A 26,267-nucleotide genomic window follows, 5' to 3' on the forward strand; every position below is an offset into this window, starting at 1 on the left:
CGGTCTGTCCGCATCGCTGAGAGCGGAATCGGCCGCGGCCGGTCTGGGCGTCGTCTGTGAATGTCGGTGACAGGGGAATATGGTCCGTCCGAGCCCGGTCGTAGCTGCCATGAGCAGAGCAGTCCACTTCGATCAATACGGCGGCATCGAGGTCTTGCGCGTGCGTGATGTGCCGCGGCCCGAGCCCGCGTCGGGCGAGGTCCTGGTGCAGGTCAGAGCCGCGGGTATCAACCCGGGCGAGGCCATGATCCGTCGCGGCGCACTGCACGACCGATTTCCGGCGACATTCCCGTCCGGTCAGGGCAGCGACTTGGCCGGTGTGGTGGCCGAGGTCGGGCCGGGTGTCACCGAGTTCGAGGTCGGCGACGAGGTGATCGGTTTCTCCGAGCGCCGGTCCAGCCACGCCGATTACGTCGCGGTGCCGGCCCGCCAGGTCACCGCGAAGCCCGTCGCCGTGCCGTGGGAGGTCGCCGGATCCCTGTACGTGGCCGGTACCACCGCCTACGCGGCGGTTCGTGCGGTGAAGCTGACCGACGGCGATGTCGTCGCAATCGCGGGCGCCGCAGGGGGCGTCGGTTCCATCGCGGTGCAGCTCGCCACCCGTAGCGGCGCGACGGTGCTCGGGATCGCCGGGCCGGCCAACGACGAATGGCTCACGACGCACGGCGCGACACCGGTGAACTACGGTGACGGGCTCGCCGAGCGGCTGCGCGCGGCATCGCCGTCGGGCCGTGTCGATGCTTTCCTGGATTTCTTCGGCGGCGGATATGTGGCGATGGCGGTCGACGAGCTGGGTGTCGCACCCGAGCGCGTCGACACGATCATCGATTTCGCCGCCATCGAACAGTTCGGTGTGCAGGGTGCCGGCAACGCCGACGCGTCCGACATCGGTGTCGTCGCGGAGCTGGCCGACCTCGCTGCCACCGGCGAACTCGAGGTGCCGATCGCCGGAGTATTCGCCCTCGATGACGTGCAGGCCGCCTACCGCGAGCTGGAAAAGCGCCACACCACAGGCAAATTGGTGTTGCGCCCGTGACGGGCCGACTGTCGGGCACCGTTGTCGCGATCACCGGGGCAAGCAGTGGGATCGGCGAGGCGACTGCACGTCTGCTTGCCGCGCGCGGCGCCCGGCTGGTGTTGGGTGCACGCCGCGCCGAGCGACTGGACATGCTCGCCGAGGAGGTCCGGACTCACGGAGCGTCGGCGGCCGTGGCGCCCACCGATGTCACGCGCCGCGAGGATCTGGAGCGCCTCGTCCAAACGGCGGTAAGCGAATTCGGTCGGCTCGACGTTCTGGTGAACAATGCGGGCATCAGCAGGATCGGTCCGATCGCCGATGGTGACGTGGACGGCTGGTCGGCGATGATCGATGTCAACCTACGGGGCGTTCTGTACGGAATCGCTGCTGCCACACCGGTATTTCGGCGGCAGGGACGGGGCCATTTCGTGACGACGGTATCGACGGCCGGGCTCAAGATCGTGCCGGACATGGCTGTCTACGCGGGCACGAAGAACGCGGTCCGTACGGTGCTGGAGGCGTTGCGCCAAGAGTCGACCGACGGGGTCATCAGGACCACGTCGATATCGCCGGGTTACGTCCGCACCGAGCTGGCATCGTCGATCACCGACCCCGATCTGCGTGCCCAGATCCGTTCGACGATGGACGCGTTCGGCCTCGACCCCGACGCAGTGGCGCGCGCTGTCGCCTTCGCGATAGAGCAGCCGCACGATGTCGAGATCGGAGACATCACCATCCGGCCGACTGTCCAGGGCTGAGGCCCACATCCAGACATAGAGCAGGGAGCCTGCCGTCGGGGGGAAACGGCAGGCTCCCTGGGTGGGTGGATCGGTCAGGTGGCGGACTGTGCGCCCAGCACCCGCTGGATGTCGGGCTTCATCTGCTGCAGCTGTGCACCCCAGTAGTTCCAGGCGTGCGTGCCGTTCGGCGGGAAGTTGAACACCGCGTTCGTGCCACCGGCCGCGATGTAGTTGTCCCGGAACGTGATGTTGGTCCGCAGGGTGAGCCCTTCGAGGAACTGCGCCGCCATCAGGTTGCCGCCCGAGGATCCGGCGTCCAGATCCGACGGGGTTCCGGTGCCGCAGTAGATCCAAAGCCGCGTGTTGTTGGCGACCAGCTGATTCATGTTGACCATCGGGTCATTTCGCTTCCAGGCCGAATCGGTCGACGGGCCCCACATGCTCTCGGCGTTGTAGCCACCGGCGTCGTTCATAGCCAGACCGATGAGCATCGGCCACCAGCCCTCGGACGGGTTCAGGAAGCCTGACAGGGTGCCGGCGTAGATGAACTTCTGCGGGTGGTAGATCGAGTAGGTGAGGGCCGCGCTGCCCGCCATTGAGATGCCGACGACGGCGTTGCCGGTCTGCGACACCCCGCGGTTGGCCTCCAGCCACGCCGGCAGCTCCTGGGTCAGGAACGTCTCCCATTTGTAGGTGTAGTCCTGCCCGTTGCCCTTCGATGGCTGGTACCAGTCCGTGTAGAAGCTGGACTGTCCACCCACCGGCATCACGGTGGAGAGGCCTGACTGGTAGTACCACTCGAACGCGGGCGTGTTGATGTCCCAGCCGTTGTAATCGTCTTGGGCGCGCAGACCGTCGAGCAGATAGACCGCGTGCGGCCCGCCGCCCTGGAACTGGACGCGAATGTTGCGGTTCATGGCTTGTGAGAACACATCGAGGTACTCGACGGGCAGACCCGGCCGGGAGAAGGCCCCCGCGCTCGCCGACCCCCCGGCGAACCCGATCAACCCCGGCAGTGCCAATGCCGCAAGCGCCCCGACCATGAAGCGGCGCAAGCCGTTCCATGCTCGCGACTCGTTAGAAGTGCCACGCAACTTCCTGATGAACTTCATAACGGCAACCAACCCACCTTTCTTCGCATGCCACAAGCAATTGCCGTCGCTGTGTGGTGCTTAGCAAATCATGCGTCACACCAGTCACACGCGTAACAGCGCCGGTGGGGCAGATCGCGGTTGGCTAACGATTACGACTCGGCGCTGAGACCTGTCGCATCACTTCGCGGAGGCCGTCAGAGCCTGTTGCGCGGCGGTCCGGCGCTCTTCGATCATCCGGCCGAGCTCGTGCAGCAGCAGCGGATTACGCAGCACCAGTTCTTCGAGGAAGTGGCGCTCGACCTGTAGCACCGTGGTCTCCTGAACGGCATGCGCCGACGCGAGGGCACCCTCGCGCGTCAACGTGGTCTGCCCGAGGAAGTCGCCCTCGGTGAGGGTGCGGACCGGGATGACCGCACCGTCCTTGCCGAGCACCGTCAATGAAACACGGCCCGAGACAATGAAACTCATGCGCGGCGGAACTTCTCCGGCAACCTGGATCGCTTCGTCGGCGCCGTAGCGGGTCAAGGTGGCGTGGTTTCGCACTTCCTGCTGCTCGGTATGGCTGAGCCGCAACGTCGGAGCCATCTGCCGCACGGCCTTGTCCATGCGCTCGGGCGTGGCGAACGTGTCGTCGGCCCCGTCGAGATGGAGTTCGGCGCGTCGCGCCGCATACCAGAGCCACCGCAAGAAGGTCGCCCGTGCCGCGGTGTCGTCGGCCGGGGTGCGCAGCGGGATCGACGTCTTGTACTCGCCGCCGCCGACCGGCACGGCCTTGGGTGCGGCGTTCGCACGCCGTTGCGGCAGTTGGGTCGCGATGCGGACGAGTAGCGCACACACCGCGTCCGGGGGATCGGCGGAAGTGAACGCGGTGACGATCGACAGCGAGTGCGCCGATTCGGGCCGGCTGAGATTCGTGAACGACGCACCCGCCAGGACCGAGTTCGGCATGATCTGCATACCGCTTCCGGTGTCGATATGCGTTGCCCGCCAGTTGACTTCGACCACCCGGCCACGTGCCGACGGAGTGTCGAGCCAGTCGCCGAGCTGAAACGGCTGCTCGAACAACAACAGCAGACCGGAGATGATCTGGCCGACCGAATTCTGCAGCGCCAGACCGAGAACGATCGAGGTCACGCCGAGCGCGGTGAACAGGCCGCCGACGTTGGCGCCCCACACGTAAGCCAGGATCATGCCGATCCCGATGGCGATCAACGCGAACCGGGCGACGTCGAGGAAGATCGACGGAATACGTTTGCGCCAACTGCCTTCCGGGGCGCCCTGGAACAGGGCGGCATTGAGCCCGGACAGCAACAGGATCATCACGACGAACCCGAATGCGGTGGCGACGACCCGCACCGTGGTGGCCTCTGCCGATATCTCACTGCCCTTCACGAGCAGGATCAGCAGTGCACCGAGAGGCAGGATGTAGTTGCGCAGGAGGCCGATCGGCCGGGCGAGGTAGCTGCCGCGTCGAGCCAACGTGTTGTGCAGTTCGGTCAGCAGCACGAGGCCGATCGGCAACCCGATCGCGACAGCCAGCGCCCAATAGAACCAGCCGGTTTCGAGAACGCCCCTCATGCCTGGCGCTCCGCCAACCGCCAGATGGGCCGGTCGTCACTGCCGACCGTGACCGATCCGGCCGCGGTGAACTGGCGGATGTCGCGCGTGGCCTCGTGCACCGAATCCGTGACGTACACGCCGGGTTGCGGGGCACCGCTCTGCACCTGATAGGCCAGGTCGACCGCGGAGCCCCACATGTCGTAGGCGAGGCTGGACCGCCCGATCAATCCACTGCTGACGGTGCCGGTGTCGATGCCGGCCCGCAGTTTGAGGTCGTATCCCGTCTCGCCGCGGAAGCGGTCCACGATGCGCTGCATCTCGACGGCGAAATCCACGGTGCGACGCACGTTGTCGAGCCGGGGCACGGTCAGCCCGCAGCTGGCCAGATAACCGTTGTGCAATGTGCGGACGCGCTCGATGCCGAGATTCTCCGCGGCGGCGTCGAATTGGCGCACGAGCTTGTTGACGATGGCCAGATGCTCGTCCGAGCTCATTGTGGCCGACAATTCGTCGAGCCCGATCAGGTCGGCGAATATGACGGTGACGTTCTGGTGGTCCTGCGCGATGGTCTCCTCGCCTTCGCGGTACCGCTGCACCACCGTCTCGGGCATCATCGAGAGCAACAAGCGGTCGTTCTCCCGGCGCTGCTCCTCGAGCAGTTCCTCCTTGATTCGCAGGTTGCGGCTCATCTCGTTGAAAGCGACGGTCAGATCCCCGAATTCGTCGCGCGAGAGCACCGGCAACGAGATGCCATAGTCGCCGGCACTGATCTGCTGGGCGCCCGCCTCCAACCGGCGGATCGGTCGGACGAAGAACCTTGCCAGCAGAATCGCGGCGATGCAGACCGCGAATATCATCGCGACCGTCGACAACACGAGCGTGCGGGTGAATTTCGTGACGGGCGCGAACGCCTCGGCGGTGTCGATCTTGGCGACGACGCCCCAATCGAGCCCGAGCAGATCGACCGGCGCGTACGCCTGCAGGGTTTCCTTGCCGAGATAGTCGGCTTCGATGATCGAACCCGACTGCCCGCGTTGGGCCATTTTCGACGCCTCGTCGTTGACCGGCTGCACCAGGGTGGTGCCGCCCTGCCGGATCGATTCCTCGGCGACATCGGGCGGTGTGCCCGCGTCGATCACCTCCTGCTTGAACTGGTCCCGATTCTCCAGGAACAACCGGGAATCCGAGCGCATGAGACCGTCCGGGCCGACCAGGTACGTCTCGCCGGTCTTGCCCATCCCGGCCTCTTCCCACTTCTGGTCCATCGTCATCAGCCGGTTGATGCCGGTGATCGGGAACTGCAGGGCCAGAACGCCTTTGATGTTGCCGCCGGTACCGATCGGCGACATCAACCAGGCCGTCGGGGTGTCCGCCGGTTGGTAGGGGCCGAAATCGGTGATCGCGACATAGTCGACGGCATTGGATTCGAGGGCCTCCTTGTAACCCTCGGTGAGGTTGCCGCCCTTGTACGGGCCCGTGTAGACGTTGGTGCCGAGATCGGGGCCCTTGTATGCGCTGTAGACCACGTTGCCGCGGGTGTCGAGCAATAACGCGTCCTCGAAGTTGAACCGGGTCACGATCTCGCGGAAGAAATCATTGAAGCGCGCATTGGCCGCCGACCATGCGCTGCCGTCGCCCGCATCGTCGAACTTGATCGCCTCGTCCCAATCGGTGAACGGTGTCATGTAATTGGCTTGCAGATATTTCTGCGCATTCGATGTCGGGAGCACTGCGGCGACATCGGTTTCGTTTCCGTTCTGAATGTCCTCGGGCTTGACGAATTGGTTCTCGTACCAGTCGGTGATGGACTTCTGCTGTGCCGGGCTGATCGTGGCGTTGCCGAGTTGATCGAACCCGGCGGTGAACGCCTCGGCCGCCTCGGTCGCCGTTGTGCCCCTGGTGTAGATGATGAGCGAATTGCGCAGGAACTGGAACTCGGATTCCAGCTGCCTGGCCTGCGCGGAACGCACTTCGGTCAATCGATCGAATACCGAGTCGCGCAGGGAACTCCGGCCGGACTGGTAACCGATGAATCCCACCACCGCCGCCGACAACACGCTCGTGATCAGCAGCATCGCCAACAACTTCGACTGGATGCTGATACGCGACAGCATCCGGCGCCGCAGTTTCTTCGACTTCGGCGCCGATTCGACCGATACGGCAGGCTCGCTTGTCGTTGTCATCGAAAGCAAAGATTAGCTGGGCATTGCGCTGACCGAGTACTTTGTGGCGAAATCGTTGTGCGCGGCCCGGTTTATGGAATATTTGACGTTGTGGTCACCGAGGATGATCCGTTTGATCTACAGCGCTTCACCGAAGCGCAGGACCGCATTTACCCGACGGTACTCGAGGAATTGCGCACGGGCCGGAAACGCAGCCACTGGATCTGGTTCATATTCCCGCAGCTGCGTGGCTTGGGCAGAAGCCCGACCGCACACTATTTCGGTATCTCCTCGCGTGCGGAGGCGCTCGCCTACCTCCGGCACCCCACGCTGGGCCCCCGATTGCGCGAATGTGCCGGTGTGGTAGCACAAATCGAGGACCGGACCGCCGAGGAGATCTTCGGCTGGCCCGATTGGCTCAAGGTGCGTTCCTCGATGACTTTGTTCGCTGAGGTGGCTTCCAACTCCGGCGAGAAGGACGATGAGTTCGTGGCCGTGCTCGACCGGCTCTACGACGGTATGCCCGACGCGGCCACCCTCGGCCTGCTGGGCTGACCGATCAGTGCGGCTCGATGATGAGCCATCCGTGGCCGGCCACCTCGGGATGGGTGACCTCGTCCGGTGGCGGCGCGCCGGAACCGGCGACCACGCGCCCGGACGGCACGCCATACTCGGGCAGTGAAAGCCGCAGCGGTGCGTCGTCGACATTGAGCGCCACGATGAGCGCCCCGCCGTCACCGTCGGCCCGGTAGACGTATTGCGTGTTGGTCAGGCTGAGCGCGGACGTCGTCGCGGTGTGCAGCCACGGGTGGCGGCGACGCAACCCGATGAGGTACTGGTGCAGCCGCAGTACATCGGCGCCCGGTTGCGTCGGATCAGCGGACGGCGAGCCGAACTCCGGGCGCACCGCGTCATCTCCGCCGCGGCGGTCCTCTTTGACACCGCGATACGCCGACTCGTCGCCCGCGTACACGCTCGGGGTCCCACCGGTGGTGAGCAGGATGACGAGCGCGTGCTCGAGATGTCGCGGATTCTCCAGTTGGCTTGCGATGCGGGTCACGTCATGGTTGCCGATGAACGTCAACGGCACGAAGGCACCGAGAAAGTCGTTGTGCCGCTGCAGCGCCCAGTCGAGTTCGTGGAAGTTGCCGTCGTTGAGGCTGCTCCAGATCGCCTTCCACAGCTCGTACTGCGTGACCGAATCGAAGGTCGCCGCAGCCACGGTGGCCGAGTAGTCACCGTGGATGACCTCCCCGACGAACCACGCGTCGGGAAACTCGCGGCGGACCTCGGGCAGCACCCGGGCCCAGAATCGGTCCGGTACGGCGTATGCCGCGTCCAGTCGCCAGCCGTCGGCACCGCGGGCCAGCCAGTGCCGCATGACCGTCGCGGCGTACTCGACGACGTCGGCGTTGTCATGGTTGAGGGCGATCAGCTCGCCGTGCCCCTCGAACGTCGCGAACTCCGACTGCGCGCCGTGCCGGCGGAACCAGGCCGACGCCGGGTGGTCCGGCCCGCCGTCGAGGGCTTGGCGATACCGCTCGAAATCGGTTCCCACATGGTTGAACACACCGTCGAGGAGCACTCGCAGCCCGCGCCGATGGGCCTCGGCCGTCAGGTGATCGAAATCCGCGTCGTCGCCCAGCCTTGGGTCGATGCGGAAGTGGTCGGTGGTGTCGTAGCCGTGCGTACGTGAATCGAACAACGGGCCGAGCGCGATGCCGGACGCACCGAGTTCCACTGCGTGGTCGAGCCATTCGACGACCCGGCGCAGCCGGTGTTCGTCGGCGGTGGGCGCCGGGTCTGCCGGAAAGGCACCCACGAAGCCCAACGGATAGACCTGCCACCAGATGGCGTGGGCGACCCATCCCGGTTCGGTCATGACGGCTGGAATTTCGCCGCGTACAAGGCCTTCATCGGTTCGGCGAATTCGTCGACCGGTCCTTCGACTTGAGCGCCAGGGGCGACCGTGGTGATCGGCAGGCCCGCGACCGGCGCCGGGGGTGCACCCCACTCCAACAGCCATCCCGTCAGTTGCTCCGACGAGGTCGCATAGACGATGCGGCCCAGGCCAACCCAGGCATGGGCGGCCGCACACATCGGGCAGTGCTCGCCTGATGTGTAGACCGTGGCACGGGCACGTTGCGGGGGATCGAGCCGGTCGACGGCCCAGCGGGCGATCGCGAATTCGGGATGCTGGGTGGCGTCACCGTCCTTGACCCGGTTGCGGTCCTCGAACAACGTCGCGCCGAATTCGTCGACGAGAATCGAGCCGAACGGCTCGTCGCCGTCTTCGAGGGCTTCCGCCGCTAGCTCAACACATCGGCGCAGGTGCGATAGATCGTCGTCGCTGATGGCCACAGCCGGAGTTTACGCGGGATGGGCGCTCAGCTGCCGCAGCACGGATCCGCGACGTCGAGGCGGCACGCACACGAGGCCGTGATCGGCACGTCGGCGCGTGCCAGCGCCACCTCGAGCTGCTTACCGATGATCGTGGCCTCGGCGTCCCGGCCGAGCCGCCGCAGACATTCGTGATAGCCGTGCAGGCTCCACACGTTGTTCGGATGCTGGCACGACCGGCTCAGCGTGGGATCGAGGCCGAGATCGGCGGCATACACCTGCGCAGCGTCCTCGACGCGGCCCTGCTCGAGAAGCAGCGCGCCGTACGCATGCCGGGTCGGCTGCATCCAGCCCCACGGTTCGTCGTAGGGCAGGGCGTCGTCCAGCTCGATCGCCCGCCGCAGGTGTGCGAAGGCCGTGTCGTAATCGCCTTCGCGGTAAGCGATCTCGCCGTTGAGCATCTCACCTGCGATGGCCAGGATGTCGAGACTGGTGTTGTTGAACAGATAGCGGCTGTCCGGGATGCGCCGGTAGGCGGCGTCGAACGCGTCGCGTTCCGCGCGGGCCTTGTCGAGCTGTCCCAGTGCGGCATATGCCACGCCGCGACCGTAGTGGACGGTGGCGGTGGTGGTGCAGTACAGCTCGGGATCACTCGGCACCGGTTCGGCGATCAGCTCGTCCCAGCGGCCGAACCGCACCAGCACATGTACGCGCAGCGGGACGAAGGCCTCCAGCCAGTCCGCCATGGGCGGTGACGCCACCGACAGGAGTTCCGGGGTCAATTGCCGGGACAGTTCGTCGGCAGCGCGCAGCGCGATCTGTGAGCTTCCCTCGAACATCGCGGAGTACACCACGAAATGCAGGTCGTGTGCGCGGTAGAGCGAATAGAAGTTCAACGGGCCCTGCCGCTCGACGAATTTCCGATCTGCCTGCACCGCAGCCAGATTCGATGTCACCGAGCTTCGGTAGTCGCCACACAGCACGTCGATGTGGCTCGCCATGTGCTGCAGGTGGCCTGCGTCGGGCACCAGGTCGCGCAGTAGATCGGCGGCAGGCAGCGCGTCCTGCGGGCTGCTCGACATCTCCATGGCATGGATATAGAGGTGCAGCGCCCCGGGATGCTCGCGCCCAGCCGCGGTGGCCAGCACGCCGTCGAGAATCTCCTTGGCCGCACGGACCCGCGAGCCCGGCGCGGGTTCGCCCGTACGGCCGTCCCACAGGGCCCACGCGGTCACGTTGAGCAGCGCGTCGGCGGCCAGGGTCTGCACGTCGGTGTCGTCGGGATACCGCCGTGCGAGTGACACCATCGTGTCGGCGTAATCGGCATGCCCGGCGACCAAGGCCGCGGTGTCGCCGGGGTCGCCGGTCGGGAACCGCTCCCGCAGCGCCGCGATCAGATCACGCTCGACTGCCGAGGCCCGGCCGTCGGCGGCCAGGTCCAGTTCGGTGCGGGCGCGCCGCAGCGAGGCGTCCAAGTCGACGGGATCGAAGGCGTCCCAGGCTTTGTTGTAATTCGGGCCCACCGCGTACGCGATGCCCCAGCGCGCGATCGCGAGGCCGGGGTCGAGTTCGAGCGCCCGCTCGAAACAGCGAATCGCCTCTTCGTGATTGAACGCGTAGGCCCACACCATGCCGCGGTCGAACCAGATCTGGGCCTGCGGCGCGGGCGTGTCAACCGTCCGGTGGTAAGACCCGAGCCGGTAGTACGGTTCGGTCGAGGCTGCAGCCGTCACGGGTCGCACGATAGTTCAGCGTCGGTACCGGTGCGAAGCGTTGCACAAATCGCTGAGCCGAATCGCCCGAGTCCGCGAGCCCCGGAACAAGCTGCGCGAATGCATCGTTGGGGGAGGGTGCCGAACACTGCGCAACCCCCCACGTCGACCGACACGGCCATCCTTCCGAGCCCGCTGGAACAAGCCGAACGACTCATATCGCTCGGGCTGCACACCGCGGCAGGGCTCGGTGCGCCGGCTTTGCGAGCCGCGGCAGGCGCGTCCGGCGACCCGAGGGCGCTTTTGGTCCTGCATCCCGACCTGATATCGGTCCGCACGCTCGCGCCGCTTCTCACCGTCAACGCCAGGCCGGGCTTCGTGGTGAGCGACATGGACGATGTCGACGAGTTCACCGCGATCGACTCCGTCGCCGTGCCGGATCGGCCTGCCTACCTCATGTCCGGACTCGACCGCGGGGACGCGATGGCGAACTGGTCGCCCGATGAGGCGCTGCCCGCGATAGTTGCCGCCGGGCGGACGCCGTTGACGCTCACCGAGGGTTTGTACTGGGTGCTGCAGCAACCGGACGTTCTGCAGCGGGGGCACTGTTTCATGACGATCGGCTCGCGCCGGCGCAAACCGGACGGCACAACCGACGCCCGTACGCCGGCCCTGTGGATCAGCAACGGCACCGGGCGGGATGGGCCGGGTAACCGCAACGCCCCGAAGGTCGGCTGGTGCTGGGCCGGCAATCGGCACACGTGGCTCGGATTCGCGTCGGCCGGGGCCAGGACCGCCGGTGCGGGCGGGGGAGACAACTCGACACCGGCGAGCTGAACGTGTTCTAGTTCTCCGCATGGCGGGCTTCACCCATGTCGAGCATCTCAGCGCTGCCGACGTGCAGCGGCTTCGGTCGGTGTACGAGCCGTTGGCCGAATCGGTCCGGGAACTCATCGACGCCACGATCCGCTCGGAGGTGGACGCCGCCGAGGTGGCCGCGGCGATCGCTGAGATCGACGCCGCGACCGCGCGGCTACGCGCCAAGCAGATCGACGGGCCGTTCGGCGTTCGCTACACCTCCGACGGCGCCCGAATGCCATGGGGCAACCCGGCGATCGGAATCAAGAACCCGATCTCGCCGCCGTTGGTCATCGTCAAGGACGGATCGGGCACCATCTCCACCGACTTTCGTCTCGGTGCGGCCTATGAGGGCCCACCCGGCCACGTGCACGGCGGCATCGTCGCGATGGTGCTCGATCATGTGCTGGGCGAGGTGGCGGCCAGTGACCCGACGAGCCCCCGGTTCACCGGCACCTTGACGATCCGCTATCTGCGCGCCACGCCGCTCGGCGACCTGCACGCCGAAGGCCGGATCACCCGGACGGACGGCATCAAAGCTTTTGCCGCTGGGCATGTTTCGGATGCCGAGGGAATCACCGCGGAGGCCGAGGGCGTGTTCATCCTGCCGAAGTGGGCGCGCGGCTGATCGCTAACGGCCACCTTCGGCCGGTTCTATCCGGTCGATGGAGATTCCGACCAGGCTGCGCGTGATGGTCGACAGTTCTGCGACCAGGATGCGCGCGGCGCCGTTGTCGGCAGCCAGCGTCGTCGCGACATCGTGGACGCGCTGCAGTGCTGCCGACATTCGGCGGTGTTCAAGCTCCACGGAACGGCTGGGCTGGGTGGCGCGCCGCGCAGTGCCTCGATGTAATCGTCCACCGCAGCGACGAACTCATCGTGCAGCGCCGACGACGGATGACTCGGCAGGCTGTTCTCGAGCGTGGTGCAGGCGCTGGTCACCGCATTCAACGCGGTGCGATAGGACCGCAACCACCGGCGCAGCGTCGGCGAGTCGAGCCGAGCGGCCCCCCACGCCGCCTCGAACGCGGCCCTGGCCCGAAACGCCCGCTGCCAGGCCGCCGACAGGGTTTCGGCCGTGTGGTCGACCTCGTGCACGAATGACTTCACGACCAGTGCGGCATAGTCGATCTCGGTCATCAGCAGTTCGCCCGCGCGTTGCCGCAGCCGGATCAGCGCATGATCGGGCAACGCCACGTGGGCCATCACCGCGAGCCCGCCTCCGATGAGCACGCCGAACAACCGGTCGGCGACACCCGGCCAGTCGGCCGTGCCGCCGGCGCCGATCACGAACACCGCCATGGCGCCCACCGCAACGCCGACGGTGAGATATCCGAACCGCGACACCGCATAACCCAGCCCGACGAATGCCAGCGCACACACCGCCGAGCCGACACCACCCGGTTGCCACACCAACGTCACAAGCGAGGCGAGGACGATTCCGGCGGCGAGTCCCGCCATGCGGCCCGCGCACCGCGTGTAGGTGTGCGCGGTCTCCGGTCGCAGCACGACGACGACCGTCAACGCCATCCAGTACCCGTGCTCCAGCCCGCCGAACCGCGCTGCTGCCACCGCGAGCGCGGTGGTCACCGACAACCGAATGGCGTGCCGCAGGATCGGCGAGGTCCGGGTGAGATGCGAGCGGACGACCGCGGGCGCCGACGCCAGCGAGCCGATGAGATCCGGTCGGTGCAGCTGGCCGAACCGCAGCACTGCCGCCTCGCGCAGTTGCTCGGAGAACCGCTGCGCGAGCGCCGCTTCGGTGCCGGTCACCGCGGCCGCGGCGGTTTCCACCCGGGCCAGCGCATGTTCGGCATCGCGTCGGGCGGTATGCCCGTGGTCGGCGATCGCATCGAGCAGACCCGCGGCCGCGGTCAACAGCGGCGTGAGACCACTGTCCGGGTTGTCCTCGGCGGTGGACCGCAAGGATGCCAGTGTGGCCGAAAGCCGTTCGGGCAGCCGGTATCCGCCGTGATAGGCCCGCGGCCGCTGGCTGACCTGGGTGTCGGCGAACACCTCTCGCAACCAGGTGAGCGGGGCATCGTCGACATCGGCGGACCGGTCGGCGGCCAGATTGCGGGTGTCGGTGGCCAACGACCGGTATGCCCGCGTGAGTCCGTCGCGCTGCGCGCGCCACCGCCGCGGCGGCCACACCGCGATGAGCACGGCCTGCAGCAGGCCGGCGACGAATACCAGTGTCGGAGCCAGCAGCGCGTCGCGCAGCGTCGGTCCGACGGGCGGGGCGACGACCAGTAACGCGCTGGCCGCCGACGCGACCAGGCCGGCATTCGCGCCGAGCGACCACTGCATGCCCGCGGCGAAGCACCACGCCGCGACGACCGCGACGAACAACACGCTGTGCCCGCCCGTGAGGACACCGAGCAGAACCACGGCCGACAGCTCGAGTGACGCGGTGACGACCAGCGGAACCCGGCCACCGGGGCTGCGCTGCAAGGCGATGGCGCCCGCGATCACACCCGCACCCAGTGTCCACATGGCAGTCGGGCCGGACGCCCACGTCAACGCCATCAGCGTCACCACGAGGACGCCGATGAGGCTGCGCATCACCGCACCGGCATCGGGGGTGCTCAGCCGCAGGGCGTCGGCTGCCTGTCCACCGGTCTGCACCAGCCCATTCTTGCTCGGCGAGGCCGGGTAGGTGGCCAACCACGCCACGTGGCGCGCATCCGCGCGTCCGCCCGGCGTGCGACGGCGAAGAACGGCCGCGTTGTAGGTTCTGATCGTGGAAAAGGTCATCGTGACGATGCGGGCCGCACAGGCCGACGAAACCTGGTGCGCGCGATTGCTTTCGCGGGTGCGGGACAGTCTGCTCGACATCGGGCCTGCCGGGTTGACGCTCAACGTCCGAGACGCCGCGGTGCGCGATTCCCTGATGACGCTGACGACGCTCGATCCGCCGGTCGTCGCGGTGGTCAGCATGTGGGTCCAGCAGTACTACGGTCCCCAGGCGCGGGCCGCGATCGATCTGCTTGCCGGCGAATGTGACGTTGCCGCAGCCTATCTGGTCACCGAGTCGGTGCCGCTGCCCGCACCGGTGACCGCGCCGGGTGAGCGCACCGACGGACTGGCCAACATCGCGCTGCTGCGCCGGCCCAGCGACCTGGACGAGCGGACCTGGCTGCACCGGTGGCACATCGACCACACCCCGGTGGCCATCGAGACCCAGGCGACGTTCGGTTACACGCAGAACACGGTCGTACGCGGGCTCACCCCCGACGCCCCGGTGCTGGCCGCGATCGTCGAGGAACTGTTCCCGTTGCCTGCCGTGTCGGACCTGCACGCCTTCTTCGGCGCCGCCGACGACGCGGACCTGGCCGACCGCATGCAGCGGATGGTGGCCAGCACCGACGCCTTCGGCGCCAGCAGCAACATCGATACCGTTCCGACGAGTCGCTACGTGTACTCCAGCCCGTTCGCCGGCCGAGTCGTGCCGCCGCTCGCCACACCCGGCCGCACCGAGTGAAACGTGTTCTAGTTACGCTGCACGCGTGACGCTCGAGATCCACGACGCCCACCGGGTACGCACCCTGACGCTCAATCGTCCCGAGGCGCTCAATGCGTTCAACGAGGCGCTGTACGACGAACTGACGAACGCGTTGCGAGCGGCCGCCGACGATCCCGAGGTGGCCGTCGTCCTGCTGACCGGTGCGGGTCGCGCGTTCTCCGCGGGCAACGACCTCGTGGAGATGCAGACGCGTATCACCAACCCGGATTTCACGCCCGGCGAGCACGGCTTCTACGGGATGATCGAGACGCTGACAGCGTTCGACAAGCCGTTGATCTGCGCGGTCAACGGCGTCGGGGTCGGCATCGGCACCACGATCCTCGGGTTCGCCGACCTCGCGTTCATGTCGGCGACGGCGCGCTTGAAGTGCCCGTTCACGAGCCTCGGCGTCGCCCCTGAGGCGGCCTCGTCGTATCTCATGCCACGCCTGCTCGGCAGGCAGAACGCGGCCTGGCTGCTCATGTCGTCGGAGTGGGTCAGCGCCGCCGAAGCCCGCGAGATGGGCTTGGTGTGGAAAGTGTGCGAACCCGACGACCTGTTGACCGAAGCGCGGCGACACGCGGAAATCCTCGCCACCAAGCCGATTTCGAGTCTGCAAGCGGTCAAGCAGACCATGGTCGCGCCGCTCCGCGATGCCATCGTGGCCGCGACCGAACGGGAGAAGGCGCTGTTCGTGGAACTGGTGGGCGCTGCCGCCAACGCCGACGCCCTCGCGGCGTTCGCGGACCGGAAGGGGTCCGGCGCCTAGGTGCCCGTCCGGGACGGGCAGCCGTTGAATTGAGCGCGGCCACCGACCGGCTGCGACTGTGCGGCGGCGATGATCGCGCGGATCGTGCGCCGGCACCGGCCGCAGTCGGCGCCCGCACCGCAGGCTTCGGCCACCTCTTTCGACGTTGTGGCACCGGCCGCCACGATTTCGTTGACGACGTGACTCGTCGCTCCGGTGCACAAACAGACAAACATCAGCGCACCCGGCTATTCCTGGTCTTCGACGGTCATGATGTGGGCCAACTTGCCGACGAACAGGCTCGGATAGGCCCCGAATCCCGCTTTGGTCATCCACTCGGCGGCGGCGTCCGGGTGATCGATCCATTGCCGCGCGCTGACCTCGTTCTCGATCTCCTGCAAGATCATCACTTCGCGGCCGTCGTCGAGCGCCTGGTACACCCAGATCTTGCGGATGCCGCTGTGCTCGAAGCGGCCGAGCCCGTCGTGCACCTTCCGCATGAGAGTAGGTACGTCGTCGACCGCCGCGACCGCGCCGACAATGACGCCAGCGACATATTCTTCTGGCGTCGGCTCGGCCAGGTCGATCTTCTCGACGACCTCGCCACCGAATATCGGCGGAATATCCTCGACCCCGGATATGTCGAACCATTCGAATATCGCCGGTGAACGCAACACATCACGAATGGATCGGGCATGCCGGATGCCGATGGTCACGAGCACCCGGCCGGGCTCCCAAATCGATTTGTACAGCACCACATGGTGCGCGCCTATCGACAACAATCCCGAACGATGTTTCTTCATCCATTTCCACATCTGTTCGACATCGTCGACGCGAAAATCGCAGGAAAGAATGAGCGAGTGCAAATCGTACTCACCCATTTTTACCGGCCTTTCCCGCTGACTTGGCGACATGTTAGCGCAGTCTAACCTTAGTTAGGACAGGCAGTCCAGCCTTCGTGGCCACGGTTCGGGCAGTGGCGGTCCCGCTGTCCGACAACACTGCAAGAACATGCCGAGAATGGGCTTATCTATTGCGCCGCCGAGCACTTTCTGCACTACATTGGAAGTGCACGGCAAACAGCGACACTTGATCAGCCCTCAAGGTGTTTAGGAGTGACCATGCAAGGCGACCCGGAGGTTCTGAAATTGCTCAACGAGCAATTGACGAGCGAACTCACGGCGATTAACCAGTATTTCCTTCATTCCAAGATGCAAGATAACTGGGGATTCACCGAACTGGCCGAACACACGCGGTCCGAATCGTTCGAAGAAATGCGCCATGCCGAGGCAATTACCGACCGAATTCTACTGCTGGACGGATTGCCGAATTACCAGCGGCTGTTTTCGTTGCGGGTCGGGCAGACGCTGCGTGAACAATTCGAGGCCGACCTCGCGATCGAGTACGAGGTCGTGGCCCGACTCAAACCCGGGATCCTGATGTGCCGCGAGAAGCAGGACGCGGTGAGCGCGAATCTGTTCGAGGGCATCCTCAAGGACGAGGAGGGTCACATCGACTACCTCGAGACCCAGCTCGAGCTGATGGACAAGCTCGGCGAGCAGCTCTACGCCGCGCAGTGCGTCTCTCGCCCACCCCAATAGCGGTCTCGTAGTGGCCCCTTAGGCCGGGTTTCGGCTCACGCTGCCCCGGGTAGCCGGTCAAACGCCGGTTGCCCGGGGCGGTTTCGTTCGCGCTGTAACTTTCATAGCTTGTCTAACGATATCTTTCACGGAATCAACAGGCCGGCGAAAGGAAGTCATGACGAGCACACCGACTGCCGAACAGTCGTCCGACAGCGTGCTGCTGAGCGTGCGCAGACGCAACCTGGTGTTCGTCGCCGTCCTGCTCGGCATGCTCCTGGCGTCGCTCAACCAGACCATCGTCGCGACCGCGCTTCCCACTGTCGTGGCCGACCTCGGTGGTGCGGGCCATCAGTCCTGGGTCGTGACGAGCTATCTCCTCGCGTCCACCGTCGTGACGGCCGTGGTCGGCAAGGTCGGCGACATCTTCGGCCGCAAAGCCGTGTACCAGGTGGCGGTCCTGTGCTTTCTTGCCGGTTCTGTCCTCAGCGGGCTGTCGGGGTCGATGGCGATGCTCGTGGCGGCGCGTGCGCTGCAAGGCATCGGCGGTGGCGCCATCATGGTCACCTCCACGGCGTTGATCGGTGAGGTGATCCCGTTACGGGACCGCGGTCGCTACCAGGGCGCCCTCGGTGCGGTGTTCGGCGTCACGACCGTGGCCGGGCCACTGCTCGGCGGGTTCGTCACCGATCACCTCGGCTGGCGGTGGGCCTTCTGGCTCAGCATCCCGGTGGGCATCGTCGTCCTCGCGGTCGCCGCGGCCACCATTCCGGCGCGGGCGTCGCGTCCCGCGCGCCCGGTGATCGACTACGCGGGAATCGCCTGGGTCGGGATCGGGGCATCCGGCCTGACGCTGGCGACGAGCATGGGCGGCGAGCTGGGGTGGACGTCGCCGACCCTCATCGGGCTGATCGTCGTATCCGTCATCGCCCTGGCGCTGTTCGTGCGAGCCGAGAACAAGGCGGTCGAACCGATTCTGCCGATGCGGCTGTTCCGCAACCCGGTGTTCTCGGTGTGCTGCGTGCTGTCGTTGGTCGTCGGTTTCGCGATGCTCGGTGCGCTGACGTTCATGCCCACCTTCATGCAGTTCGTCGGCGGCGTCTCGGCTTCCGAATCCGGGCTGCGGACCATGCCCATGGTGATCGGGTTGCTGATCACGTCCACGGTGAGCGGCAGCCTCGTCGGGCGTACCGGCCGCTACAAGATCTACCCGGTCGCCGGGACGGCGATCATGCTGGTCGGGTTCGTGCTGCTGTCGCGGATGAACGCCGCGACGCCCGTTGCGCTGCAGTCCCTGTACCTGTTCATCCTGGGTGCCGGCATCGGCCTGTGCATGCAGGTGCTCGTCCTCATCGTGCAGAACACCGCGGATTTCAACGATCTGGGTGTCGCGACGTCGGGCGTGACCTTCTTCCGGACCATCGGCAGCTCGTTCGGCGCCGCCGTCTTCGGCTCGTTGTTCGCCGGCTTCCTGTCGGACCGGTTGCCCGGTGCGCTCGCCGCTAGCGGCGCCCCGCCCGTCGCGGCGGACTCACCCAAGGCGCTGCACGAACTCACGCACGAGGCCGCCGCGCCGATCGTGAACGCCTATGCCGATGCGCTGGATCTGGTGTTTCTGTGTGCCGCGCCGGTGGCGCTGATCGGATTCGTCGTCGCGTTGTTCCTCAAAGAGGTGCCGTTGCGTGAGACGGAGGCCGCGCTGGCGATGGACCTCGGCGAGGGTTTCGGCATGCCGAGCACCGAATCCCCCGACAAGGTGCTGGAGACCGCGATCAGCCGCTTGATGCGCCATTCGCCCGAGATCCGGCTGCGCACGGTCGCCGGGTGCCCTGGCTGCGAACTCGACGTGGCGGGGCTGTGGGCGCTGCTGCGGATATACCGGCAGAGCCAGGTGTTCGGGACCGCCCGCTTAACCGAGATCGCCGACGGGTTACGCGTCCCGTACGAAGTCCTCGAACCCACGTTCAACCGACTCGTCACCGACGGATACGCGCTGCGCACCGGCGATCAACTGTGGCTGACCCAGAGTGGTATCCGACAGGTCGACGCCGTGTCGGCCGCGCTCGTGGGGCGCATCGTCGACAAGCTCGCCGCGTCGTCGTCGTTCGACGGCCGCCCGGATCGCGCCCAGGTGGAGGCGGCGCTCGAGCGCATCGCGCATCGCGTCCTGCTGCAGCGCGACTGGGGTGACGACCGCGAGGAGCTGGCCACCGTCGGGGCGGCAGAGAAAAACTAGAACTTGTTCCAGATTTTCGCCCGCGCGCGTACGATTCGGCCATGAGCCGCATTGGAGACTTCCCCGACGACGACGTGGCCGGCTGGATTTTGCGATCGCCGGACATCGGCACCGCCATGGCGAACTTCACCAACGCGGTGTACACGAAAGGCCGCCTGCCGCTGCGGGTCCGCGAACTCGCCCGGATGGTGATCGCGCTCGACAACGAATGCATGGTGTGCCAGAACACCCGCGACGGCGAGGGTGCGGCGGCCGGCGTCGACGAGGATCTCTACGACCACGCCGCGGAATGGCAGACGTGGCCGGGCTACAGTCCCGCCGAGCGCATCGCCGCCGAGTTCGCGCACCGGTTCGCCACCGAACACACCGAACTTCGCGATGACGAGGATTTCTGGGAGCGCGCCGCCGAGCACTTCGATGCCGAGCTGCTGACCGACCTGGCGTTGTCGTGCGCGATGTGGCTCGGAATGGGCCGGATGCTGCGGACCCTCGACATCGGCCAAACCTGCAAGATCACGCTGTAGGCCGCACTGTCGCGGCGCACAATGAGGTTGTGACAGCTGGGACATCCAGGACAGGCAAACCCCTCGCGGCAGCGGCCATCGCCCAGCTCGAATCGGACGGGGTCGCGACACTCATCGGCACGGTCGTCAATCCGGCCGGGCTGACGCACGCGAAAACCGTTCCGCTACGCCGCATGGGGATATTCGCCGACCCCGGGCTCGGCGCCAGCCCGGTGTTCCACGCCTTCACCATCGACCAGACCGGCATCGTGTTCGGCGACGCGATCAGTGTGGTGGGCGATCAGCGTATCCGGATCGACCTCGGTGCGCTGCGGATCCTCGGTGACGGATTGGCCTGGGCGCCAGGCGCTTTCTACAACCAGGACGGGACACCGGATCCGTACTGCAGCCGCGGTGTCCTGCAGCGCGTGGCCGACCGGCTCGACGCTGCCGGCCTCACCGCACTCGTGGGTCACGAACTGGAATTCGTCCTGGTGGGCGAAGACGGCAGCCGCCTGCCCTCGGTGTCATGGGCCCAGTACGGGCTGGCCGGGTTACTGGAATTCGAGGGCTTCGTGCGTGATGTCATGAACGCCGCCACCAGTTCCGGCGTGACGATCGAGCAGTTCCATCCCGAGTACGGCGCCAACCAGTTCGAGATCTCGCTGTCTCCGCAACAGCCCGTCGCCGCGGCCGACCAGTTGGTCCTCATGCGCATCATCGTGGGCCGAGTCGCCAGGCGATACGGCATGCGCGTGAGCCTGTCACCCGTCCCGTTCGCCGACAGTGTGGGTTCCGGCTCGCATCAACACTTTTCGCTGGGCCGCGGAGACGTCCCGGTGTTCTCGGGTGGATCGGCGGCGCGCGGTATGACCCCGGAGGGGGAGTCGGCCCTGGCCGGTCTGCTCGCCGGGTTGCCCGCCGCGCAGGGCGTGCTGTGCGGCTCGGTGGTGTCGGGTCTGCGCATCCAGCCCGGCCACTGGGCGGGCGCGCACAACTGCTGGGGCACCGAAAACCGTGAAGCCGCAGTGCGATTCCTCATCGGCGGACCCAGCAACCCGTATGGCGCCAATGTCGAGGTCAAAGTCATCGACCCGTCGGCCAACCCGTACCTCGCGACGGCGACGATCCTCGGCCTGGCCCACCACGGCATCGAGAAGAACCTGCCGTTGCCGTCCGAGGTGTCGGTCGACCCGAGCAGTCTGAGCGACGACGAGCGCACCGAGCAGAATGTCGCACTGCTGCCGAGCCGCCAGATCGATGCGTTGGCCGCCCTCGACGAGTCGGAACTGATCCGCGGGATTCTGGGCAATCAGGTGGTCGACGCCGTTCTTGCGGTGCGGCGCTACGAGCACGAGAAATTCGGTGATCTCGACCCAGAATCGCTTGCCGACAGGTTCCGAATGGCGTGGAGCGTCTGACGTCGGTTTGCCCCGAACGGCAGGCGGCAATACCGATGCCATGATCGGAAAGCTACGTTCTGTCGTCCTGGACTGCCAAGATCCGCGCAAGCTGGCCGCGTTCTACGCCGAAGTGCTCGGCGGAGAAGTCTCCGAAGAAGACGACACCTGGGTCGTCGTCACCGATCCGGCAGGTCGACGGCTGGCATGTCAGTACTCACCGCGCCACCAGCCACCGACTTTCCCGGATCCGAGCGGATCTCAGCAGTTCCACCTCGACATCCAGGTCGGCGATGCCGACACCGCCCAGCAGCAGGTGCTTGCCCTTGGCGCCACGCGGGTCGACGGCGCCGTCGAGGACGGGATGTTCCGGGTGTTCCGCGATCCGGCCGGGCACCCGTTCTGTCTGGTGTGGGGGATCGACTGATCGGGCGCCCGGTCACACCTGCCCGGTCGCGTCGTACACCCACGACATGTCCGCGTTGGCGAAGTCGGCCATCCAGGTCGGCGGGGCGTGGTTGGCGAGTGCCCCCATGTCCCAGTAGTCCTTCCACAGCGTGATCTTGCCGTCCTCGACGCGGTGCACGCTGACGAACTTCAGCACCGCGGATTCACCGGTCTGCCAATGCCATTCCTCGTGGTGCTCGTACATGGCGTCCTGGCCGGCGGCGATGAGCAGCCCGTCGAAGTTCTCGTAGGACGCGAGCGGTTCGAGGCCGATCTTGAGGCGTTTGACGATGTCTTCGGGACCCTTGGCGGCAGCGGCCGGGCCGACCGGCATGTCGAGGTAGATGCAGTCCTCGGCCAGATAGGTTTTCAGCAGGTCCCAATCCCGGCCGGACAGCGCCTTCCACATCCCGAGAATCGTATTTTCAACGGACACTTGTGAGTTCGCCTTTCTCGGAGGGCAGGGCGGGGGAGCGGTGCGCGGCCCGCAGGAACCGGCCGGTCCGCTGTGTCCCGACGAGCTCGGTCAGCGTGCCGTCGAGGTATACGGCGCGACCGCCGACCAGCACGGCGTTGACGGTGTCGTCGTTGCGATTGACCATCCGGGACAGCCCGCCGTAGGACTCGACGGTGTCTTCGGCGTACTCGTCGAGTGAATCGTCGAGGCGCGCCGGATCGATCACCACCACGTCGGCACGGTCCCCGACGCGCAGATGGCCCGCGTCGATGCGGTACCAGTCGGCGAGTTCGCCGGTGAGCCGATGCACGGCCCGCTCCACGGACATGAACGGCGTGCCGGCCTTCTCGGCGTCCAGCACATGGCGCAGCAGGCGCAGGCCCATGTTGTAGAACGCCATATTGCGCAGGTGCGCGCCCGCGTCGGAAAAGCCCATCTGGATACCCGGATCGCGGGCCAGCTTCTTGAGGACCTCCGGGCGGTGATTGGAGATCGTGGTGTGCCAGCGCACCGCGGTACCGTATTCGAGTACGAGGTCGAGGAACGCGTCGACGGGATGGACGCCGCGATCGACGCCGACCTGTCCGAACGACTTGCCGATCACCGATTCGTCGGGGCATGCCACTATCTCGGCGTCGAAGAAGTCGCGATGCCACACCCGCACACCGAACTTGGCGTCGTAGTCCTTTCGGAAACGGCGACGATAGGACTCGTCGCGCAACAACTCGTTGCGCTCCACCTCGTCGCGCAGGTGCAGGGCCGCGGCTCCCGAGCCGAACTCCTCGAACACCACGAGGTCGATACCGTCGGCATACACCTCGAACGGAACCGGCAGATGCTGCCACCGGAAGTTGCCGCCCAGCGCGTTCACGGCCCGGGCCAGCGGCCCCATCATCAGGATCGCGTACGGATTGGCCTTGATGTCGGCCGCTGATAGCAGGCTGGTTTTGAGCGGGTTGCGGAAGATCCCGAGGGACTGTGCGACCTGCGAGGCCAGATTCAGCGGATTCTGAATGTCGGGCCCCGACTGCAGGACTCGCCCGGCGCGACGTAGCAACGACTTCAGCCGGCGCAACTCGCGTGGTTTGGCATACGTCGACGGCAACGTCCGCGAGCGGCACACCTCGCCGTCGATCTTGTCGAAAAGCAGTTGCTGCGAAGACATTCCGACAAACCCGGCATCGAGGGCCGCCTTGAGCATCTGCTCCATCCTGGCCTGCTCGGCCCGGGTGGGGCGCTGATCCTTACGCGTGGCGCGGTCGAGACCCATCACCGCGGTACGCATATCGGAATGCCCGATGAATGCGGCCAGATTGGGTCCGAGCGGCAACCCTTCGAGGGCGGCGATGTACTCCTCGCAGTTCGTCCAGGTCTTGTTGGCGTCGACTGCCGCGATCACGTGCTCGCGGGGGATGGCTTCGACGCGTCCGAACAGGTCACCCGCGTCGACGCCGCCCACGTGCACGGTCGACAACGAGCAGGATCCCAGCATCACCGTCGTCACGCCGTGGCGCAGCGATTCCGACAGCGACGGGCCGTTGAGGACCTCGACGTCATAGTGGGTGTGGATGTCGAGCATCCCGGGCAGCACCCACTTGCCTGTCGCGTCGATCACTTGCGGGCAGTCCGTCGCGTCGAGTTCGTGCGCCGAGATCTCGACGACGTGCCCGTCGCGAATCCCGATGTCACGCACAGCGGACGGTCCACCGGTGCCGTCGAACCAGCGGCCGTTACGGATGATTGTGTCGAAGGTCACCCCGTCATAGAACAACCGGCGACGTCCAGGTGTCAACGAAATCGGTGAACAGATTTGAAAAAATGTCTACTGACTGTCGCGGCGGGACGCTGAGCTGCGACTATATCGGCGCCCATGCGTCCGGTTGCCGTCCGTCGAGGTCGGTGAACCCGTACTCCCTCGCCAGCTCGATCGAGCTCACCGACCGCTGATTCCAGCGTGCGCGGTCCGGGTCGGCGGCGATCGCGGCCACCCCTCGCCCGACAAAACGGGGTGTCTCGGACTCGGCGAACCCGGGCGGCGCCATCGGATAACCGTCGGTTCGCACCGGGTCGAGCGCCGCACGCCAATTGGCTTCGGTGACGCCGTAGTTGTCGAGCATCATCTCGGAGCGCAGCCAGCCCGGCGTGATGGCCACCGCGGTCGCACCGAAGGTCGCGAGTTCGTGCCCGTGGCTGAACGCCAATCGGTTCACGGCGTTCTTCACCAGGTCGTAGAACACCGACAACCGATAGTTGTCGATATTGAATGCCGTTGTCCCGTCGGATATCTCGACCAACAGTCCGCCTGGCTCCCTGGCCAGCAGCGGCAGCAGGCAATGTGAGGTGATGAGGTGGGTATCGATGCCGAGGCGCAGGATGCGCAGCCCGTCGTCGAGGTCGTGCTGCCACATCGGCCGTCCCCACGTGGGTGGCGCGCCCTTGAGTATCTCGGCACCCCACAGGTCGTTGACCAGGATGTCGATGCGGCCGTGGTCGGCGGTGATCCGGCCGGCCAGGGCACGGACCTGGCCGACGTCGAGGTGATCGACCTGGATCGCCACCCCGAACCCGCCGAGATCGGATACCAGGTCTGCGGTTTCCTCGATGGTTTCGGGTCGGTCGTAGTCGGACGTGCGGTTTCCGGCGACGCTGCTGCGGCCGGTGCAGATGACCGTCGCGCCCGCTTCGCCCAGTGCCGCGGCGATACCGCGGCCCGCACCGCGCGTCGCGCCGGCAACCACCGCGACACGCCCCCGCAAGGCATCTGGCTCCGGTGTCCACCCCATTCGACGAGTATCGCGCCGCAAGCCGTTCGACCACTGCAGTTCAGCATTTCGGCGCATACTCGGCACCGTGACTCCGTTGCAGCGGTACATTGCCGAGGAAATCGCCACCGATCATCTCGACGGCCTGCTGTCGCGCCGTGAAGCACTGCGCAGGCTGGCCCTGCTCGGCCTGAGCACCGCGGCGGCCACCTCGTTGATTGCCGCATGCAGTTCGACCCAGCAGCCGACCACCGAGACGTCGGCGACCGAGACCGCGACCGGTTCGGGCCCGGCGGCCTCCGGTCCGCCCCCGGGTTCCGAGGGCGCGCTGCCGACCGAACCCGTCACCTGGGCCGGGCCCGCCGGTGAACTTCAGGGCGCATGGGCCGAGGCGCCGGACGCCAAGGGCGGAGTACTGGTCATCCACGAGAACAAAGGCCTCAACGACTACATCAGATCGGTCGCGGGCCGGTTCGCCGGCATCGGATACTCCGCACTCGCGATCGATCTGCTGTCGGCGCAAGGCGGAACCGCGAAGTTCGCCGACCCGGCCGACGCCACCGCCGCGCTGAGCAAGATCGCACCCGAGGAATCCGTCGCCAACCTGAAATCCGGCATCGACGAACTGCAGCGGCGCGTGCCGGACCGCAAGATCGCCGCGGTCGGATTCTGCATGGGCGGGGGCCTGGTGTGGCGGTTGCTGGCCGGCGGGACCCCGCAACTGGCCGCGGCCGTGCCGTTCTACGGACCCACGCCGGAAAATCCCGACTTCTCCGGCTCCAAGGACGTGGCGGTGCTGGGCTTCTACGGCGCGCTCGATCAGCGCGTGAACGCCACCGAACCCGTGGCTCGGGCCGCACTGGAAAAGGCCGGGCTGGTGCACGAACTCGTCACCGAGCCCGACGCCAACCACGCGTTCTTCAACGACACCGGCGATCGCTACAACGCCGCCGCGGCCGCCGACGCGTGGCGCCGGGTCCAGGACTGGTTCGCCACCCACCTCGCCTGACACGTTTGTCACGCGAGAGTGGCTGGCAAAGGCCAGCGTCACTCTGGTGTGACAACGGCGAGTGTCGACCCCACGTTTGTCACACGAGAGTGGCTCGCGAACGCCGGCGTCACTCTGGTGTGACAACGGCGGCGCC

Annotated in this window: 24 protein-coding genes and 1 pseudogene; 13 read left to right on the forward strand and 12 right to left on the reverse strand. The window is 66.6% G+C overall.

Annotation, left to right across the window (positions count from 1 at the left end; translation table 11 throughout):
- Nucleotides 1-109 precede the first annotated feature (109 nt).
- Together ACOI2T_RS16420 and ACOI2T_RS16425 are read left to right on the forward strand one after the other, a co-directional pair.
- Nucleotides 110-1,036, forward strand: coding sequence for an NADP-dependent oxidoreductase (locus ACOI2T_RS16420; protein ID WP_409505400.1), 927 nt, complete (start codon nucleotides 110-112; stop codon nucleotides 1,034-1,036).
- Nucleotides 1,033-1,776 carry an SDR family oxidoreductase gene (locus ACOI2T_RS16425; RefSeq protein ID WP_409505401.1) on the forward strand — a complete coding sequence of 248 codons (744 nt, stop codon included), beginning with the start codon at nucleotides 1,033-1,035 and terminating at the stop codon, nucleotides 1,774-1,776. The genes ACOI2T_RS16420 and ACOI2T_RS16425 overlap by 4 nt, the downstream gene beginning before the upstream one ends.
- 74 nt (nucleotides 1,777-1,850) lie before the next feature.
- Here the strand turns inward: ACOI2T_RS16425 and ACOI2T_RS16430 are convergent, their stop codons facing one another.
- The 3 genes from ACOI2T_RS16430 to ACOI2T_RS16440 form a co-directional block, all read right to left on the reverse strand.
- Nucleotides 1,851-2,870, reverse strand: a complete 1,020-nt coding sequence (locus tag ACOI2T_RS16430) for an esterase family protein (protein ID WP_409505402.1) — start codon at nucleotides 2,868-2,870, stop codon at nucleotides 1,851-1,853.
- A gap of 159 nt (nucleotides 2,871-3,029) precedes the next feature.
- Nucleotides 3,030-4,430, reverse strand: a complete 1,401-nt coding sequence (locus tag ACOI2T_RS16435) for a mechanosensitive ion channel domain-containing protein (protein ID WP_409505403.1) — start codon at nucleotides 4,428-4,430, stop codon at nucleotides 3,030-3,032.
- On the reverse strand, nucleotides 4,427-6,595 hold the full coding sequence (locus ACOI2T_RS16440) for an adenylate/guanylate cyclase domain-containing protein (RefSeq protein WP_409505404.1): 2,169 nt from the start codon (nucleotides 6,593-6,595) through the stop codon (nucleotides 4,427-4,429). Before ACOI2T_RS16440 ends, ACOI2T_RS16435 begins: the two co-directional genes overlap by 4 nt.
- Before the next feature lie 90 nt (nucleotides 6,596-6,685).
- Here ACOI2T_RS16440 and ACOI2T_RS16445 point away from each other — a divergent pair, with 90 nt between their 5' ends.
- Nucleotides 6,686-7,129 (forward strand): DUF1810 domain-containing protein, encoded by a 444-nt coding sequence (locus ACOI2T_RS16445; protein WP_409505405.1) that lies wholly within the window; start codon nucleotides 6,686-6,688, stop codon nucleotides 7,127-7,129.
- Nucleotides 7,130-7,133: 4 nt separating this feature from the next.
- Here the strand turns inward: ACOI2T_RS16445 and ACOI2T_RS16450 are convergent, their stop codons facing one another.
- Genes ACOI2T_RS16450 through ACOI2T_RS16460 form a run of 3 tightly spaced genes read right to left on the reverse strand, consistent with a single transcriptional unit; the run spans nucleotide 7,134 to nucleotide 10,563 of the window.
- Nucleotides 7,134-8,456 (reverse strand): alpha-amylase family protein, encoded by a 1,323-nt coding sequence (locus ACOI2T_RS16450; protein WP_409505406.1) that lies wholly within the window; start codon nucleotides 8,454-8,456, stop codon nucleotides 7,134-7,136.
- Nucleotides 8,453-8,935, reverse strand: coding sequence for a nucleoside deaminase (locus ACOI2T_RS16455; RefSeq protein WP_409505407.1), 483 nt, complete (start codon nucleotides 8,933-8,935; stop codon nucleotides 8,453-8,455). The genes ACOI2T_RS16450 and ACOI2T_RS16455 overlap by 4 nt, the downstream gene beginning before the upstream one ends.
- Before the next feature lie 26 nt (nucleotides 8,936-8,961).
- Nucleotides 8,962-10,563 carry a tetratricopeptide repeat protein gene (locus ACOI2T_RS16460; protein WP_421877326.1) on the reverse strand — a complete coding sequence of 534 codons (1,602 nt, stop codon included), beginning with the start codon at nucleotides 10,561-10,563 and terminating at the stop codon, nucleotides 8,962-8,964.
- A gap of 201 nt (nucleotides 10,564-10,764) precedes the next feature.
- Here ACOI2T_RS16460 and ACOI2T_RS16465 point away from each other — a divergent pair, with 201 nt between their 5' ends.
- Nucleotides 10,765-11,463, forward strand: a complete 699-nt coding sequence (locus ACOI2T_RS16465; protein ID WP_409505409.1) for a DUF5701 family protein — start codon at nucleotides 10,765-10,767, stop codon at nucleotides 11,461-11,463.
- Nucleotides 11,464-11,482: 19 nt separating this feature from the next.
- Complete coding sequence (locus tag ACOI2T_RS16470; protein ID WP_067859472.1) at nucleotides 11,483-12,112, forward strand: PaaI family thioesterase; 630 nt, start codon at nucleotides 11,483-11,485, stop codon at nucleotides 12,110-12,112.
- Nucleotides 12,113-12,115: 3 nt separating this feature from the next.
- Here the strand turns inward: ACOI2T_RS16470 and ACOI2T_RS16475 are convergent.
- Nucleotides 12,116-14,112 (reverse strand): annotated as a pseudogene (locus ACOI2T_RS16475) (FUSC family protein).
- 115 nt (nucleotides 14,113-14,227) lie between these two features.
- Between ACOI2T_RS16475 and ACOI2T_RS16480 the strand changes: the two are divergent.
- Both ACOI2T_RS16480 and ACOI2T_RS16485 read left to right on the forward strand, forming a co-directional pair.
- A complete protein-coding gene (locus ACOI2T_RS16480) occupies nucleotides 14,228-14,968 on the forward strand; it encodes a hypothetical protein (protein ID WP_409505410.1) in 741 nt (246 codons plus the stop codon).
- Nucleotides 14,969-14,993: 25 nt separating this feature from the next.
- On the forward strand, nucleotides 14,994-15,758 hold the full coding sequence (locus ACOI2T_RS16485) for an enoyl-CoA hydratase/isomerase family protein (protein WP_409505411.1): 765 nt from the start codon (nucleotides 14,994-14,996) through the stop codon (nucleotides 15,756-15,758).
- On the opposite strand, the gene ACOI2T_RS16490 is transcribed toward ACOI2T_RS16485, so the two are convergent.
- Nucleotides 15,755-15,973: a (2Fe-2S)-binding protein gene (locus ACOI2T_RS16490; protein ID WP_067859463.1), complete on the reverse strand. Its 219-nt coding sequence runs from the start codon at nucleotides 15,971-15,973 to the stop codon at nucleotides 15,755-15,757. The genes ACOI2T_RS16485 and ACOI2T_RS16490 overlap by 4 nt on opposite strands.
- 12 nt (nucleotides 15,974-15,985) lie before the next feature.
- Nucleotides 15,986-16,618: a fatty-acid--CoA ligase gene (locus ACOI2T_RS16495; protein WP_067859461.1), complete on the reverse strand. Its 633-nt coding sequence runs from the start codon at nucleotides 16,616-16,618 to the stop codon at nucleotides 15,986-15,988.
- A gap of 240 nt (nucleotides 16,619-16,858) precedes the next feature.
- Here ACOI2T_RS16495 and bfr point away from each other — a divergent pair, with 240 nt between their 5' ends.
- The 5 genes from bfr (at nucleotide 16,859) to ACOI2T_RS16520 (ending at nucleotide 21,883) form a co-directional block, all read left to right on the forward strand.
- Complete coding sequence (bfr, locus tag ACOI2T_RS16500; protein ID WP_067859523.1) at nucleotides 16,859-17,338, forward strand: bacterioferritin; 480 nt, start codon at nucleotides 16,859-16,861, stop codon at nucleotides 17,336-17,338.
- A 157-nt stretch (nucleotides 17,339-17,495) separates the two neighbouring features.
- The gene (locus ACOI2T_RS16505; protein WP_409505412.1) at nucleotides 17,496-19,553 is read left to right on the forward strand and encodes an MFS transporter; all 2,058 of its coding nucleotides are present in this window, start codon (nucleotides 17,496-17,498) and stop codon (nucleotides 19,551-19,553) included.
- 41 nt (nucleotides 19,554-19,594) lie between these two features.
- Nucleotides 19,595-20,077 carry a carboxymuconolactone decarboxylase family protein gene (locus ACOI2T_RS16510; RefSeq protein ID WP_409505413.1) on the forward strand — a complete coding sequence of 161 codons (483 nt, stop codon included), beginning with the start codon at nucleotides 19,595-19,597 and terminating at the stop codon, nucleotides 20,075-20,077.
- A 29-nt stretch (nucleotides 20,078-20,106) separates the two neighbouring features.
- Complete coding sequence (locus ACOI2T_RS16515) at nucleotides 20,107-21,477, forward strand: type I glutamate--ammonia ligase (protein ID WP_067859455.1); 1,371 nt, start codon at nucleotides 20,107-20,109, stop codon at nucleotides 21,475-21,477.
- A 40-nt stretch (nucleotides 21,478-21,517) separates the two neighbouring features.
- Complete coding sequence (locus ACOI2T_RS16520; RefSeq protein ID WP_409505414.1) at nucleotides 21,518-21,883, forward strand: VOC family protein; 366 nt, start codon at nucleotides 21,518-21,520, stop codon at nucleotides 21,881-21,883.
- A 12-nt stretch (nucleotides 21,884-21,895) separates the two neighbouring features.
- On the opposite strand, the gene ACOI2T_RS16525 is transcribed toward ACOI2T_RS16520, so the two are convergent.
- From ACOI2T_RS16525 to ACOI2T_RS16535, 3 genes are all read right to left on the reverse strand, one after another.
- Entirely contained in the window at nucleotides 21,896-22,339 is a 444-nt protein-coding gene (locus ACOI2T_RS16525; RefSeq protein ID WP_409505415.1) for a nuclear transport factor 2 family protein, read from the reverse strand.
- Nucleotides 22,329-24,116, reverse strand: a complete 1,788-nt coding sequence (locus ACOI2T_RS16530) for an N-acyl-D-amino-acid deacylase family protein (RefSeq protein WP_409505416.1) — start codon at nucleotides 24,114-24,116, stop codon at nucleotides 22,329-22,331. The genes ACOI2T_RS16525 and ACOI2T_RS16530 overlap by 11 nt, the downstream gene beginning before the upstream one ends.
- 100 nt (nucleotides 24,117-24,216) lie before the next feature.
- Nucleotides 24,217-25,143, reverse strand: a complete 927-nt coding sequence (locus ACOI2T_RS16535; RefSeq protein ID WP_067859442.1) for an SDR family oxidoreductase — start codon at nucleotides 25,141-25,143, stop codon at nucleotides 24,217-24,219.
- Between the two features lie 67 nt (nucleotides 25,144-25,210).
- Between ACOI2T_RS16535 and ACOI2T_RS16540 the strand changes: the two genes are divergently transcribed.
- Nucleotides 25,211-26,131: a dienelactone hydrolase family protein gene (locus tag ACOI2T_RS16540; protein WP_409505417.1), complete on the forward strand. Its 921-nt coding sequence runs from the start codon at nucleotides 25,211-25,213 to the stop codon at nucleotides 26,129-26,131.
- The last annotated feature ends 136 nt before the right edge of the window (nucleotides 26,132-26,267 follow it).

Source organism: Mycolicibacterium wolinskyi str. Jessa 2025 (genome assembly GCF_049241375.1).
In the GTDB taxonomy this organism is placed as follows: domain Bacteria; phylum Actinomycetota; class Actinomycetes; order Mycobacteriales; family Mycobacteriaceae; genus Mycobacterium; species Mycobacterium wolinskyi.

What these genes read in the sequence shown, in the direction of transcription:
- ACOI2T_RS16470 (WP_067859472.1), top strand. Translation starts at nt 11,483, where the DNA reads ATGGCGGGCTTCACCCATGTCGAGCATCTCAGCGCTGCCGACGTGCAG.
- ACOI2T_RS16430 (WP_409505402.1), bottom strand. Translation starts at nt 2,870, where the DNA reads ATGAAGTTCATCAGGAAGTTGCGTGGCACTTCTAACGAGTCGCGAGCA.
- ACOI2T_RS16510 (WP_409505413.1), top strand. Translation starts at nt 19,595, where the DNA reads ATGAGCCGCATTGGAGACTTCCCCGACGACGACGTGGCCGGCTGGATT.
- ACOI2T_RS16535 (WP_067859442.1), bottom strand. Translation starts at nt 25,143, where the DNA reads ATGGGGTGGACACCGGAGCCAGATGCCTTGCGGGGGCGTGTCGCGGTG.
- ACOI2T_RS16435 (WP_409505403.1), bottom strand. Translation starts at nt 4,430, where the DNA reads ATGAGGGGCGTTCTCGAAACCGGCTGGTTCTATTGGGCGCTGGCTGTC.
- ACOI2T_RS16450 (WP_409505406.1), bottom strand. Translation starts at nt 8,456, where the DNA reads ATGACCGAACCGGGATGGGTCGCCCACGCCATCTGGTGGCAGGTCTAT.
- ACOI2T_RS16490 (WP_067859463.1), bottom strand. Translation starts at nt 15,973, where the DNA reads ATGTTTGTCTGTTTGTGCACCGGAGCGACGAGTCACGTCGTCAACGAA.
- ACOI2T_RS16520 (WP_409505414.1), top strand. Translation starts at nt 21,518, where the DNA reads ATGATCGGAAAGCTACGTTCTGTCGTCCTGGACTGCCAAGATCCGCGC.
- ACOI2T_RS16495 (WP_067859461.1), bottom strand. Translation starts at nt 16,618, where the DNA reads ATGGGTGAGTACGATTTGCACTCGCTCATTCTTTCCTGCGATTTTCGC.
- ACOI2T_RS16420 (WP_409505400.1), top strand. Translation starts at nt 110, where the DNA reads ATGAGCAGAGCAGTCCACTTCGATCAATACGGCGGCATCGAGGTCTTG.
- bfr (WP_067859523.1), top strand. Translation starts at nt 16,859, where the DNA reads ATGCAAGGCGACCCGGAGGTTCTGAAATTGCTCAACGAGCAATTGACG.
- ACOI2T_RS16440 (WP_409505404.1), bottom strand. Translation starts at nt 6,595, where the DNA reads ATGACAACGACAAGCGAGCCTGCCGTATCGGTCGAATCGGCGCCGAAG.
- ACOI2T_RS16505 (WP_409505412.1), top strand. Translation starts at nt 17,496, where the DNA reads ATGACGAGCACACCGACTGCCGAACAGTCGTCCGACAGCGTGCTGCTG.